Source organism: Alphaproteobacteria bacterium (assembly GCA_015231795.1).
Classification (GTDB): Bacteria; Pseudomonadota; Alphaproteobacteria; order Rhodospirillales; family WMHbin7; genus WMHbin7.
Genome location: JADGAX010000014.1, coordinates 25,832 through 38,509, shown reverse-complemented (window position 1 = coordinate 38,509; position 12,678 = coordinate 25,832). Strand labels below are relative to the sequence as shown.

General features: G+C 59.8%; 15 protein-coding genes. All 15 read left to right on the top strand.

Annotation, left to right across the window (positions count from 1 at the left end):
• Window positions 1–118: 118 nt before the first annotated feature.
• Window positions 119–724 carry a DUF1441 family protein gene (locus HQL44_17250; GenBank protein MBF0270330.1) on the top strand — a complete coding sequence of 202 codons (606 nt, stop codon included), beginning with the start codon at window positions 119–121 and terminating at the stop codon, window positions 722–724.
• Window positions 708–2,771: a phage terminase large subunit family protein gene (locus HQL44_17245; protein MBF0270329.1), complete on the top strand. Its 2,064-nt coding sequence runs from the start codon at window positions 708–710 to the stop codon at window positions 2,769–2,771. The genes HQL44_17250 and HQL44_17245 overlap by 17 nt, the downstream gene beginning before the upstream one ends.
• The gene (locus HQL44_17240) at window positions 2,771–3,013 is read left to right on the top strand and encodes a hypothetical protein (GenBank protein MBF0270328.1); all 243 of its coding nucleotides are present in this window, start codon (window positions 2,771–2,773) and stop codon (window positions 3,011–3,013) included. Before HQL44_17245 ends, HQL44_17240 begins: the two co-directional genes overlap by 1 nt.
• Window positions 3,010–4,641, top strand: a complete 1,632-nt coding sequence (locus HQL44_17235) for a phage portal protein (GenBank protein MBF0270327.1) — start codon at window positions 3,010–3,012, stop codon at window positions 4,639–4,641. Before HQL44_17240 ends, HQL44_17235 begins: the two co-directional genes overlap by 4 nt.
• Window positions 4,642–4,655: 14 nt before the next feature.
• Window positions 4,656–6,089, top strand: coding sequence for a S49 family peptidase (locus HQL44_17230; GenBank protein ID MBF0270326.1), 1,434 nt, complete (start codon window positions 4,656–4,658; stop codon window positions 6,087–6,089).
• 10 nt (window positions 6,090–6,099) lie between these two features.
• Window positions 6,100–6,867, top strand: coding sequence for a hypothetical protein (locus HQL44_17225; protein ID MBF0270325.1), 768 nt, complete (start codon window positions 6,100–6,102; stop codon window positions 6,865–6,867).
• A 25-nt stretch (window positions 6,868–6,892) separates the two neighbouring features.
• Window positions 6,893–7,825, top strand: a complete 933-nt coding sequence (locus tag HQL44_17220; GenBank protein ID MBF0270324.1) for a Mu-like prophage major head subunit gpT family protein — start codon at window positions 6,893–6,895, stop codon at window positions 7,823–7,825.
• Window positions 7,826–7,898: 73 nt separating this feature from the next.
• Window positions 7,899–8,336, top strand: coding sequence for a hypothetical protein (locus HQL44_17215; protein ID MBF0270323.1), 438 nt, complete (start codon window positions 7,899–7,901; stop codon window positions 8,334–8,336).
• Window positions 8,336–8,629, top strand: a complete 294-nt coding sequence (locus tag HQL44_17210; GenBank protein MBF0270322.1) for a hypothetical protein — start codon at window positions 8,336–8,338, stop codon at window positions 8,627–8,629. The genes HQL44_17215 and HQL44_17210 overlap by 1 nt, the downstream gene beginning before the upstream one ends.
• On the top strand, window positions 8,626–9,063 hold the full coding sequence (locus HQL44_17205) for a hypothetical protein (GenBank protein MBF0270321.1): 438 nt from the start codon (window positions 8,626–8,628) through the stop codon (window positions 9,061–9,063). The genes HQL44_17210 and HQL44_17205 overlap by 4 nt, the downstream gene beginning before the upstream one ends.
• A 14-nt stretch (window positions 9,064–9,077) precedes the next feature.
• On the top strand, window positions 9,078–9,443 hold the full coding sequence (locus HQL44_17200; GenBank protein MBF0270320.1) for a hypothetical protein: 366 nt from the start codon (window positions 9,078–9,080) through the stop codon (window positions 9,441–9,443).
• A 21-nt stretch (window positions 9,444–9,464) separates the two neighbouring features.
• Window positions 9,465–9,878 (top strand): hypothetical protein, encoded by a 414-nt coding sequence (locus tag HQL44_17195; protein MBF0270319.1) that lies wholly within the window; start codon window positions 9,465–9,467, stop codon window positions 9,876–9,878.
• Entirely contained in the window at window positions 9,878–10,252 is a 375-nt protein-coding gene (locus HQL44_17190; protein MBF0270318.1) for a gene transfer agent family protein, read from the top strand. Before HQL44_17195 ends, HQL44_17190 begins: the two co-directional genes overlap by 1 nt.
• Window positions 10,252–10,443, top strand: a complete 192-nt coding sequence (locus HQL44_17185) for a phage tail assembly chaperone (GenBank protein ID MBF0270317.1) — start codon at window positions 10,252–10,254, stop codon at window positions 10,441–10,443. The genes HQL44_17190 and HQL44_17185 overlap by 1 nt, the downstream gene beginning before the upstream one ends.
• An 11-nt stretch (window positions 10,444–10,454) precedes the next feature.
• The gene (locus HQL44_17180) at window positions 10,455–12,677 is read left to right on the top strand and encodes a phage tail tape measure protein (protein ID MBF0270316.1); all 2,223 of its coding nucleotides are present in this window, start codon (window positions 10,455–10,457) and stop codon (window positions 12,675–12,677) included.
• The last annotated feature ends 1 nt before the right edge of the window (window position 12,678 follow it).

Here is a 12,678-nt window from a genome sequence, read left to right as displayed (position 1 = left end):
TAGGTTCTCCTGGCTCTTTGTCTGCGGCGGGTATCGCACGACCGCTGGCTTTTAGTGTCTGACAGAAATAAATCACCTTCTTGTTTTTGTTTTTGTTTTTGTTGTTCGAGGGGCTTGAATGGAGACGAACAAATCTCCAGAAGCGCCCGAGATCCGCAACCTTTCAGAAACGGCCCGGTTTTTCGGTATCACTGACCCAACGCTTAAGCGCTGGATCGAAGATGGTTGCCCTGTCGAGAAGAAAGGCGGGAACGGCGTCAGCTGGGAACTCGATCTGCGCAAGGTTGCCGATTGGCGGCGCGGTCTGGAAGCCGAGGAACAGCGCAAGCTGCTTGACCGTGCTGAATCTGACGCTCAATTGCGCTTGGAACTTCTTGGCGGTGACCAGCTTCCTGAATTCACCGATGACGGCGGATTAGGCAAGCTGTCTGCGCGCGGTCGTGCCGAGATCATCCGGGCCGAAATGGACAAGGTGAAGCTGTCACAGCTTCGCCGCACGTTGGTTCCAGCCGATGAAGTGAGGGCCGATCAGGTCCGTTTGTTCGCCCTGATCCGCGACCGCATGCGGTCGCTTCCAGATGACCTTGGACATCGATTTGGCCTGATGCCTGAGCAGGTAGACGAGGCCTTGCATATGATCGACGAAATGCTGGACGATCTGGCAACAGACATCGAGTCAATGCCAAGTTTAAAACGCGATCTGGCCGATGCTGCCGCTGCGTGATGAGCCGATCGCCGAATTCGTGCGGGCCGCAGATATCCGCCGCTCGGCTGTTGTCGCGCTGCGTCCGCCCAAGCAAATTACGGTCAGTGATGCCGCTGAACGTTACCGCCGCCTGAACAATCCAGGGTCTTATGTCGGACCATGGCGCAACGCCAAGGCGCCATATCTGGCCGAGGTCATGGACCGCTGCCGGTCGCGCCAGGTGGAAGAGGTTGTAATCGTCGGTCCCAGCCAGTCCGGCAAAACAGAAGTGCCGCTGAATGTCATCGGCCACGCCGTAAAATGCATGCCCGGCGACATTTTGATGTTGTTGCCAACCCGTGACCTGGCAATCGATTTTGCCGAGCGGCGCATTGAAAACAAGCTGTTGCGCCCGTCGCCGGAACTGATCGGGGAATTGTACGTCGACAAGCTGCTGCAGAAAACGTTCCGCAACGGGTCGATGTTGACCATCGGCTGGCCGGTGGTGTCGCAACTGTCCAGCCGTCCGGTGCCGATTGTCATCGAAGACGAATACGACCGCATGCCAGATGACATCGGCGGCGAAGGCGATGCCCGCTATCTTGGCCGGCAGCGCATCAAAACGTTTGGCCGTAATGGCACGCTGATTATTATTTCCAGTCCCAGCAAGGACTCGAATGATGGCATCGTCGGCGCCTGGGGCGAGGGCGATCAGAATTTGCTGGCCTGCCCATGCCCGCGCTGCAAAACCTACTTTACGCCAGGGTTCGGCAAAGACCGCAAACCGACGCTGAAGCACCTGCACATCCCGGCTGGGGCGACGGCAGATCAGTTGGTCGAGCACGGCGCCAGCCTGATTTGCCCGGAATGCGGCGGATCGATTGCCGAGATCGAGAAGGCAGACATGCTGGCCGCCGCGGTCTGGTTGCCGCGCGGCATGAGTGTTGATGAAAACGGCGTTCTGCATGGCGACCGGCCCAGCCAGCGCATTTCGTCCTTCTGGCTGTCTGGCCTGTGTTCGGCCTTCCAGAGCTGGGGAAAGATCGCGGCAACACTGGTGACAGCCCAGGCGGCGTTCGAGAAAACCGGCGACGAAGAAGGGCTGAAAACGGTCTACAACACCGAGCTAGGAATTCCGTTCGTCGGCGTGTCAAAAAGTTCGCCGCCGCCCGAGATCGAGACGCTGAAGGAACGCCAGGAAAGCTGGCTGCTGAAAACGGTGCCCGCCTGGGTGCGCTACCTGACTGCCTCGGTCGATGTGCAGATTCACCATTTCGCTGTGTCGGTTTGGGGCTGGAGCGAGCACAACGAGGCGGGACTGATCGACCGCTACGACATCGCCCGCACGCCGGACGGCGCTCAGATCGACCCGGCCAACGCGGCCACGCATTGGGATTTGATTTATCCGCATGTCATCCAGGCGGTTTACCCGCTGGCTGGCGACAAAACACATGGCCTGCCCATCGCCTGCACGGCAATCGACACGGGTGGCGCGGCTGGCGTGGATGAAGACGGCGCGACGACATCTGGCGTTGCCGAACAGGCCCGCGAATTTTCGCGCCGGATGTTTTTTGGTTCAGCGAAGTTGCCTACATGGCGGCTGATGCTGATCAAGGGCGCATCGACCCGCAACTGGCCGATGCTGCCCAGCACGCCGAAATGGGAAACCGACGATCTGGGAAAGCGCCGCCAGGATGCAGTGGCGGTCTACACAATCGGCGGCCACATGATCAAGAACGCCATCGACGCAAGGCTGCGGTTCGAGCGCGCGCGAGACGGCGAATCGCCACGCCCGGCCATTCGCTTTCCGCAGAACGTGCCCGATGGTTTTTTCGAGGAACTGACCGCCGAGCGCAAAATCAAGGGCGCTTGGGTCAAACAGGGCAAAAACGAAAGCTGGGACGGACTGGTCTATGCCGAGGCGGCCCGCCTTCGCCTGCGCCCGGAACGGGTGGCCGATTGGTCGGCGCCGCCGGTTTGGGCCAGCCCGGTCAAAATGAGCGACATTCCCGCCCGCGCCGTGATCGGCCAGGCGATGCCGAAACCGAAACAGCGGCGCATGCTGCACAAAGGGGTTGAACTGTAATGGCCGGAATCACCTTGGCACAGGCAGAAACCTATCTGGCTCAATGGCTGGAGGCGCAGGCTTCGCTGGCGGCCTCGCAAAGCTACAGCATTGAAACCGCCACGGGGACAAAGCGCCAGTTGACGCGGGCCAATCTGGCCGAGGTGCAGAAAATGATCGAATTCTGGGATGCGCAGTGCAAGCGTCTGGGCGGCACCGCGAACACAGACGGCATCAGAACGAAAGTGATCACCGCGATATGAGCCGCCGCGATTTCCAAAAGGCGCTGTCAAGCGTGCGCCCGAATCTGATCGACCGCGTTGTGTCGGCCTTCGATCCGGTTGCTGGGGCCAAACGCTATCAGGCGCGCTGTCAAATTGCTGTTGTGTCGGCGATGACCGGCGGTTATACCGGCGCCCGGCGTGACCGCCGGCAGACCAAGGGCATGTTCGGGCGCGATCTGTCGGCCGATGCTGCGCTGATTCCAGATCTTGAGACCGCCCGCGCCCGTTCGCATGAACTGTTCCGCAACGCTCCGCTGGCCAGGGGGGCGGTGAAAACCGTGCGCACTTCGGCGCTGGGCGAGGGCTTGGCTCTGAAAGCCGCCGTCGATAGCAGTTATGTGCGTGCAACCGAGCAAGCCGTCAACGAATTCGAAGATCAGGCCGAGCGGCTGTGGTCGCAGCACGCCAGGGCGCGCCACATCGATATTCGGGCCGAGCAAACCATAGACAGCTTGGCAGCAACTGTGCTGCTGTCCGTTCTGCTAGACGGTGATGCGCTGGTCGTGCGCCGGTTTGATGACGCCAGCCCGCAAAAAGTGCTTGGCCTGGCTTTGCAATTGGTCGATACCGCCCGCCTATTGAATCCGGTCGGCATTCGCGACGGACAGACGTTTGACAACGGCAACACGGTGACCGGTGGCATCGAGCGCGATTCCAACGGAAAGGCGGTGGCTTACCATATTGCCAAGCGCCATCCTGGCGATTTTCAGCCCGGCGTTCGCGCAACCGTGCGCTATCAGGCCTTTTCGCCATCGGGCGAGCGGCTGATTTGGCATATTTACGAATCCGAACGGTCCGAGCAGGGCCGCGGCGTTCCGTACCTGACGCCGGTGATCGAACCCTTGAAACAGCTTGATAAGTACACCGAGGCAGAAGTAATGGCCGCTGTTGTGTCAAGCCTGTTCACGGTGTTTGTGAAATCGCCGTCCGGCCAAGGTCTGGCGCCTGCCGACCCGGTAGCCGACGCGCCCGACAGCACTGGCGAATTCAAGCTGGGCGCTGGCGCCATGATTAATTTGGGCCAGGGCGAGGACGTTACTTTCGCCAACCCGAACAGGCCGAACACCGCTTTCGATCCGTTCGTTATGGCGGTGCTGCGCCAGATTGGCGTGGCGCTGGAACTGCCATTCGAGATCCTGATCAAGCATTTCACGGCCAGCTATTCGGCTAGCCGCGCGGCGATGATCGAGGCCTGGCGCTTTTTCAAAATGGTGCGCGGGTTCATGGCCCGCGAATTCTATCAAGCGGCTTACGAAGCGATGATCGGCGAAGCGGTCGCCCGCGGCTTGCTGGCGGCCCCCGGATTTTTCTCAGACCCGCTGGCCCGCGCTGCATGGTGCGGCGCAACCTGGACAGGCCCCAGCATGGGACAGTTGAACCCGCTGCAGGAAACATCGGCCTTGGTAGCCCAGGTTGACAACAATCTGCAAACCCGCTCGGCGGCAACGGCGGCGCTGGGCAACGGCGATTTCGAGCGCAACGCAAGACGTTTGGGCCGCGAACAAACCATGCTGGCCGACGCCAGTGTTGCGGTGAATCCGAAAGACAAAGCCGCCAGCCAGCAGCCGGTTCTTCCAGATCCCGACGACGACGACCTCACGAACTGATCTAGGAAACAGACATGATCGACGTTTTCGACAAGGCTGCCAGCCAGCCCTGGGCAATTCATGCCCCGGCTTTTCAGACCATGATCGAAATTGCCGGTCGGCAAGATGTTACGCCGGAATCTCTGGCTGCTTGGAAGCCAAACGCCGAACAGGCTGAAAAACTGCGCATCGAAGCGCTTTCAATGCGCGGCGGCGATCTGCTGGCCAACACGCGGGGCGTGGTAGTGCGCGATGGCGTGGCAACCGTTTCCATCAATGGCCCAATTTTTCGGCATGCCAATTTGATGACTGACCTGTCTGGCGCCACGTCGCTCGGCTTGACGGCCAAGGAATTCGGTGCAGCCGTCGATTCGCCTGCTGTAAAAGCGATCATCCTGTCGCTTGACAGTCCGGGCGGACAGGCGAACGGAATTGCTGAATTCCAGGCCGCCGTCCGTTCGGCCAACGCCATCAAGCCAGTGGTGGCCTACGTTGGCGGCATGTCCACAAGTGCGGCCTATTTCATCGCCAGTGGGGCGGGGGAAATCGTGGTTGACCGAATGGCGACGCTGGGCAGCATCGGCATCATCGCCACTCTGCGTGATACCAGCGCCATCGATCAATCGCGTGGCGTCAAGACCTACAACATCGTCTCCAGCCAATCTCCGCTTAAGAATGCCGATCCGGGCACTGAAGCCGGTATGGCCAGCCTGCAAGCCTATGTCGATCGCCTAGCCCAGGAATTCATCAACGCCGTTGCCGAAGCGCGCGGTGTTGCGCCCGAAAAAGTGATGGCTGATTTCGGCCAAGGCGGCTTGCTGGTCGGCGCCGACGCTGTGGCGGCGGGCATGGCCGATGCGCTGGGCAGCTACGAACAAACCATATCCCGGCTGGCTTCTGCCAATCCGGTTCGAACGGCGGTGCATATGCCCCGCCTCAACGCCGCCGCTGGCGGTCCGTCCACCGCTCAACTGAAGGAAACCGACATGAGCGATCAACAGAAGGGGCCGCAGCCTGATTGCACCGCGGCCGAATTGCGCCAGAATTTTGCGTCCGCCGTGGCGCAAATCGAAACCGAAGCCAAACAGGCCGAGCGCAGCCGCGTGCTGGCCATCCAGTCGGCCGCTTTTGCGGGCCAGCAGGATCTGGTTTCCAAGCTGATTTCCGATGGTGTTGATGCCGGCGCCGCTGCGCTGGCATTGAATGCCGACGAAAAGCAGAAGGGCAGCCGCATCCTGGCCGAAATCAAGTCGGCCGAGCCTGCTGAGAAGCTGGTTCCTGCAGCCGGTGGCGCTGATGCCGTCGCTTCGCAGGCCGCCATCGACGCCGCCCTGCCGCTGGAAGATCGCTGCAAAAGGGCCTGGGACAAAGACCCGGCCTTGCGTGCCGAATTCCGCGACAAGTTCGATGCCTATCTCGCTTTCGAGAAGGCCACTGCCTCGGGCCAGGCCCGCATCCTGAAGAAGTGAGGGACCAACCATGACCACGCTTGCCACCGATACCCGCCGCCCGATGGAATTGGGCGACGTCAATTCGCTGCCGGTCATCGCCAGCGACATCATCTATGAAGGCGCCGCCGTTGGCGACAACGGTTCGGGCTATGCCCGCCCGCTGGTCGCCGGCGATCCGTTCCGCGGCTTTGCCGAATCCAGGGCCGATAATGCCTCTGGCTCGGCAGGCGATGTTCGCGTGCGCGTGATGGATAAGGGCAAGATCGAGTTGTCGATTTCCGGCCTGGCCATCACCGATGTTGGCCGCCCGGTTTTCGCCAGTGACGACGCAACCTTTACCCTGGTTGCGGCGACAAACACCTACATCGGCAAGGTCATCCGTTACGTCTCGTCCGGCGTCGGCGTGGTGGCTTTCGATGCCTCCGAAGGTCCGCGCTTCACTCACATGGACGTTCCGGTCACGCTGGCCAATGTCGCCGACGGCGATCTGATCACCACCGTCACGCCCGGCTTTCATGGCTGGGTCGAGAAGATGGAATTCATCGTCACCTCGCCGGTGACGACTGGCTCCAAAGCCTCAACTCTGAACCTAGAAGTTGGCACCACGAATGCCACGGGCGGAACCCTTGCCCTGACGTCGGCGAATTGCACGCCGCTGGGCAAGGTGGTGGCGCAGGCTGCCGATTTCACCGCGGGCAACAGCTTCACCGCCAGCGACACGCTGTCGATCGAAGCCGCCAGCACCACGACCTTCGTTGAAGGTGCTGGTGTTCTTCGTCTCACTCTCGGCTACTAAGCCGTTCAACTAAGGAGTAAATCACATGAGCGGCTACGGCCTTTCCTCGCGTGCCATCATCGGCGAGTTCTATGAAACCCTCGAGCGGGTGCAGAACGCCGGTTGGCTCGACATGGTTTCCATGTATTTCAACAGCGACCAGGAATCCGAAACCTACAAGTGGCTTGGCCAATCGCCCGGCATGCGTGAATGGATCGGTGGCCGCCAGGCCAAGGGATTCCGTGAAAACGGCATCACCATCGCCAACAAGAAGTATGAATCGACGCTGGAGGTTTCGGTCGATGAACTTCGCCGCGACAAAACCGGCCAGATCATGCTGCGCGTTCAGGAGCAGGCTGACCGTGCGGCCGATCACTGGTTCGACCTGCTGACCACGTTGATCGTCAACGGTGAAAGCGGTATTTGCTACGATGGTCAGTATTTCTTCGATACCGACCATTCCGAAGGCGACAGTGGAACGCAGGACAATGACCTGACCTACAACGTCGGCACTACCACCGCCCCCACGGCGGCCGAAATGGAAGCCGCCATCCTGAACGCCATGCAGGCCTTGCTGGGATTCAAGGATGATCAGGGCAAGCCGATGAATGCCAATGCCAAGGAATTCCTTGTCATGGTTCCGGCGCCGTTTTTCGCGGCCTCGGCAGCGGCGACCAAAAACCCGGTGATCGTCGATGGTTCGGCCAGCCGAACCAACCTGATCACCAACCTGAACGGATTCCAGGTTCGTTTGGAAGTCAATCCCCGTCTGACCTGGACCACGAAGTTCGCCGTTTTCACGAACTACGGCCGTACCCGTGCATTCATCCGCCAGGAAGAAGAGCCGATCACGATGGCTGCAATCGCCGAGGGTTCCGAGTTGGAATTCACCGACGACAAGCACCTGTACGGCATCAAGTCGCTGCGCAACGTTGGTTACGGCATGTGGCAGAAGGGCTGTCTGACGACCCTGACCTGATCCGTAATTACGCAAGTAAGGGGCGGCCTTAACCATTGGGCCGCCCCTTTTCTTTTCCTGAAAGGGAACATCCATGAATTTCCGATTTTTCGAAGTGGTCGGCGTGAAAGCGTCGTTCGGCCTGGGCTTCACGCTGAAGCTGTCGCCAGACCAAGCCAAGTCGCGCGCCGCCAATCTGAAGCCGCTGGGAAACGATTCGTATGACGTGCTTTCCCCGGTCGAATTCAAGAAGGGCGAGAAAGTCGGCGTTGCCGAAAATCACCCCGGCGTCAACAAGGCCATGCTGCTGGATCTGACCGAGATGGAAGATCGCGACCGCAAGCGTCGCGAACGCGAGATCAAGGCGCAGGCCGAAGCCCAAGCCACGGTCAAGCAGCCCGGCCTGCTTGACAGGGCCAGGGCCGCCATTGGCCTGGGTGGGTCATCCGACGGCGCCACGCCCGCGGGCGCTGGCGAAGACAAGGCGCATGAAAACCCGCCCGCAGGCGGTGATGATGAGGCCCCTGTCTGATGTCGGTCGAAACATCGGCCGACCGCTTGGCTATGTTGGCCGATTTTGGCGTAACGGCCACGCTTGATGGAATCGAAGTGACGGTGTTGTTCGAGGAAGAGCAGCGCCTAATCAATTTCGATGATGCGCAAGCGGGGCTTTCCGTCATCCGGCCATCGGCGGTTCTGTCAACCGCAACGGTTGGCAATGCCGGTGAAGGCAGCGACTTGTCGGTCGCTGACCGAACCTGGCGCGTGGCACAGCGCAGCGACGATGGCCTGGGCTTCACTACGCTGTTTCTGAATATCGCATGACCCACGTTCGCCAAACCATCCGTCACGCCGCCGTCAAGGCGCTTTGCGATGCCAACACGGCGGCCCATCGGCGGGTGTTTGCCAGTCGCTCGCGCTCGCTTGAGCCAAAAGACCTGCCCGCCATCTGCGTTTATGCCTGGCGCGAAAGCAGCGAGTTTTCTTCGTCAGATTTGGCGATGAGCCGTTCGCTGTTTTTGATGGTCGATGCCTACGCCGAAGAAAAAGACGGAATGCTGGATGATGCGCTGGATTCCTTGTCGGCCCAGATCGAGGCGGCGATGGTGGCGTCCAGCATTGCGCCCGCCCGCTACGTGGAATTGCAAGAAACGGTGATAGAGCTTTCTGGCGACGGCGAAAAGAAAGTCGGCATTGTCCGGCACAAATACAAGATCGATTACGGCACGGCGCCGGGAACAGCCGAAACATCCAACTAGCGAAAGGATAGATCATGGCTGAATCAGCCCTGACCGTGCAAAACATTGCCTCGACCGGTCTCGAGGCCACCTACGCCGCCGCCAATGCCGACGGCAATTATTTTGCCGACGACGGCACGGGCCGCACTTTCTTGCATGTCAAAAATGGCGATGCGTCAGACAAAACCGTAACCGTAGAAACGCAGGTCGCAACCCTGACCGTTGATGGCTATGGCACGCTGGCCCGCGCCGATTTCACCTGCACGGTGACAGCGGGCGAAGAACGCATGATCGGGCCTTTCCCGCCCACGGCGTTCAAGGATTCGTCGGGTTACGTGCATGTCACCTATTCCGCGGTGACCAGCGTCACCGTGGCGGCGATCAAACTTCCCGCTCCCTGATTTTTCGAAAGGATCGATCCAATGAGCGACGTTAAGGGCACGTCCTGCCTACTGTACATCGGCAACACCTCCAGCAGCCCGTCAAGCTATACCGTGCTGGAAGGCCAGACCGACACCAGCTTTGACGGCAGCACGAACGTTGCCGACACGACGGCAAAAGACAATTCCGGTTGGCAGACCGGGGTGCCGACCACCATCAATGGCACGGTTCAGTGCAGCGGAACTCTGCGCGACAGCCGGGCCAATCTGGATGCGCTGGAGATCGCATGGCGCAACCGAACCAGCCATGCCTGCAAGATCGTGTTTGACGGCGCCGGAAAAGGCTATAGCGGCGACTTTTACGTGACGCAGTTGAACATTCAGGGTCCGACCAGGGATGTGGTGAAATACCAGATCACCCTGACGCCTTCCGCCAACCTGACGCCAATCCCGTAATGACTGTCAACCCGTTCAGAGGCGAGATTGAAATCGAAATCGCCGGGCGCAAGGCAAAGCTGCGGCGCAGCTTTGCCTGCTTGTTGGAAATCGAGGACGGTCTCGGATTGGGATTGGTCCCCTTGTCGGCGCGCTTCATGGCCCGTTCATTCGGGCTGCGCGAAGTTGCGGTGATCGTGCAAGCTGGGCTGAGGGCGGCGGGCGAAAACCCGCCGGCCTTTGCCGACCTGGGCGAGAAGATTTTGCAAACGGGGCTGATGAAATTTTCAGCCCCGTTGTCCGATTTTCTGCTGGGCGCCCTGACCGGCGGCGAGGAGCCAGATCCGGGGGAAGCGCCGGCGGCGGGGTCGACCAGTTCGACTACCGCCGCCTGATGGGTCTGGCTTGCGGCGTCCTGTTCTGGACGCCGGATTTGTTCTGGAAATCCTCTCCAGACGAATTGTTCCCCGCCATCGACGCCATGGCCCTGGCCAACGGTTCGCCCGAGGCAGAAGCCAAGGAACGTCGCCGCAAGTTCAAGAATTTCCGTGAATCAGTCGAAATCAAAGTCGGAAAAACCCTGTGAAAGCCGGTTGAATGAGCGAGCTTGAAAGAGTTCTTGTCCGCATCGAAGGCGACACCAGCAAGCTGCGCGCGGCTTTGCAGAACGCCAAATACGATGTCAGCGGCTTTGGCAACAGCGCCGAGAAACTGCGCGGACAGTTCCAGCAAATGGACGCCACGATGGCGCCGTTGCAGGCCAGATTTTTGGGCCTGCTCGGCGTGGTTGGCGGCGGCGCTGGATTGGTGCAATTCGGTCGTCACGTCATCGACGTTGTTGGCGGGCTTGGCGAATTGTCGCAACAGGTTGGTTTGTCGATCGAGCAATATCAGGTTTACACCGCTGTCGCTCTGCAGGCTGGCGCCAGTCAGGAACAGTTCGTTACCGGCGTGCAAAAGCTGACGCGCACGATCGAGGAGGCAATGCAGGGCGGTGATTCCGCCATCGACAAATTCAAGCGCTACGGAATATCGCTGTTGGATGTGAATGGAAAGCAGCGAGAGACGGGCGATATCCTGCAAGATTTGGCCGTGCGCATTGCAGGCGCTGCGACCGAAACTGAGCGCGGAAAAATCGCATACGATATGTTCGGTCGCTCGGGTCAAAATTTGATTCCCATGCTGATGGAGATGTCGTCAGGCTACGCCAAAAACGCCGAAGAGGCGAAAAAACTGGGCATGGTGGTCGGCGATGAACTGACGCAGAAATATGATGCGCTTGGCGACGCGATGGAGCGGGGAAAAATTAAGGCCGTCGTGTGGGGCGCGGAATTCGGCGATGCCGTCTGGAACGTCGCAAAATTGCCGTGGGATGGCATTGTCGCAGGCATTGATGCCGTTGGCAATGCGCTGGACAGCGCCGAAATCGCCCGCGTCAACGCCCTTGAAAGCGTCGGCATGGCAAGCAAGCGCGATATTGCATCCCGCGATAAGATCGTCGCTCGAAGGTTTTCTAATGATATTCCGCCGCCGCCTGCTGCGAATACGAATGCGGCTGACGCCGGCCCTGTTCGCCTTCCTGTTTCTGAATCCGATACAAAGAAAATCGAAAAGCAGGCGGAAGCCTGGAAAAAGGTTTCCGATCAGCTTGGTTTTCAGATCGAGCAAACGCAGCGCAGCGAGCGAGAACAGGCAATTCACACGGCGCTGCAGCAGGCCGGGACGGACATCACGACAAGGCACGGCCAGGCCATTGCGCAAAAGGCCGCGATTCTTTTCGAAGAGCAGCAGCTTGTAAAAGATGACGCAGAAGCCATTCAGGAAATGGAACGCGCCATGCTGTCGGCCATTTCAGCCGACGATCAGCGCAACAAGAAGCGCCTGGAAACGCTGGCCAGCTACGAGCGCGAGATTTCCGACAACGAAAAGCTGGCCGCCGCGCTGATGAATGGCAATCAGGCTTACGCTGAAGAAGCGCTGTATCTGGAAATTGTCAACCGGTTGAAGGCCGAGGGTTCGGAACTGACCGAGCAGGAGATTGAACAGGCTCGCAACATTTCAAAAACCATAGTTGCTCAGCGTGCCGATATCGACCGGCTGCGCGAATCAACGGACTTCTTCGGCAAAGTCGGAGAACGTGCCTTTCAGCGCATGGGCGACGAATCAACCCGCATGTGGGTGCGGGGACAGGGCGATGCCGTGAAGTGGCGCAACGTGGTTGGCGGCGTCCTTTCCGAGGTCTATCAGGAAATGTTGAAGCTGACGATTTTGAACCCGGTTAAGTCGGCGTTCTCTGGCGCCATCAGCGGCGGCGATCTGCTGGGCGGGTTGTCAAACCTGTTTGGCGGCGGTGGTTCCGGCCTGGGTGATTGGGGTTTTTCAACCGGAATGGAAACTGCTGTCGCCCATGGCGGCGGCGACGTCGGATTGGGAACAGGTCGCACTGCGCGTGTGGCGTCGTCGGTCTTTGCGGGCGCCAAGCGCTATCACAACGGCGTGATGAATCTGGGCGTCAACGAGGTTCCGATCATCGCCGAGAAAGGCGAGCGCATTCAAACCGTGGCGCAGCAGCGCGCCCAGGCGAGGCAGATTTCCGATTTGCGGGCACGGGCCTATCAGGCGCCAACCCTGTCCAGGGCCGCGCCATCTGGCGGAAATTCGATCATCGTCAATCAGACCATGAATGTTCAGGCGGGCGTTTCGCAAACCGTGCGCGCCGAAATGATGGCGATGCTGCCGCAGATCAAGAAGGAAACCGAAGCGGCGGTTGCAGCTCGCGTTGCTCGCGGCGGTTCTTACGCCAGCAATTTCAGGCGCTGAC

Bases quoted from the DNA above. Each gene is read 5' to 3' on its own strand.
- HQL44_17250 (MBF0270330.1), top strand. From the start codon at position 119: ATGGAGACGAACAAATCTCCAGAAGCGCCCGAGATCCGCAACCTTTCA.
- HQL44_17245 (MBF0270329.1), top strand. From the start codon at position 708: ATGCTGCCGCTGCGTGATGAGCCGATCGCCGAATTCGTGCGGGCCGCA.
- HQL44_17240 (MBF0270328.1), top strand. From the start codon at position 2,771: ATGGCCGGAATCACCTTGGCACAGGCAGAAACCTATCTGGCTCAATGG.
- HQL44_17235 (MBF0270327.1), top strand. From the start codon at position 3,010: ATGAGCCGCCGCGATTTCCAAAAGGCGCTGTCAAGCGTGCGCCCGAAT.
- HQL44_17230 (MBF0270326.1), top strand. From the start codon at position 4,656: ATGATCGACGTTTTCGACAAGGCTGCCAGCCAGCCCTGGGCAATTCAT.
- HQL44_17225 (MBF0270325.1), top strand. From the start codon at position 6,100: ATGACCACGCTTGCCACCGATACCCGCCGCCCGATGGAATTGGGCGAC.
- HQL44_17220 (MBF0270324.1), top strand. From the start codon at position 6,893: ATGAGCGGCTACGGCCTTTCCTCGCGTGCCATCATCGGCGAGTTCTAT.
- HQL44_17215 (MBF0270323.1), top strand. From the start codon at position 7,899: ATGAATTTCCGATTTTTCGAAGTGGTCGGCGTGAAAGCGTCGTTCGGC.
- HQL44_17210 (MBF0270322.1), top strand. From the start codon at position 8,336: ATGTCGGTCGAAACATCGGCCGACCGCTTGGCTATGTTGGCCGATTTT.
- HQL44_17205 (MBF0270321.1), top strand. From the start codon at position 8,626: ATGACCCACGTTCGCCAAACCATCCGTCACGCCGCCGTCAAGGCGCTT.
- HQL44_17200 (MBF0270320.1), top strand. From the start codon at position 9,078: ATGGCTGAATCAGCCCTGACCGTGCAAAACATTGCCTCGACCGGTCTC.
- HQL44_17195 (MBF0270319.1), top strand. From the start codon at position 9,465: ATGAGCGACGTTAAGGGCACGTCCTGCCTACTGTACATCGGCAACACC.
- HQL44_17190 (MBF0270318.1), top strand. From the start codon at position 9,878: ATGACTGTCAACCCGTTCAGAGGCGAGATTGAAATCGAAATCGCCGGG.
- HQL44_17185 (MBF0270317.1), top strand. From the start codon at position 10,252: ATGGGTCTGGCTTGCGGCGTCCTGTTCTGGACGCCGGATTTGTTCTGG.
- HQL44_17180 (MBF0270316.1), top strand. From the start codon at position 10,455: ATGAGCGAGCTTGAAAGAGTTCTTGTCCGCATCGAAGGCGACACCAGC.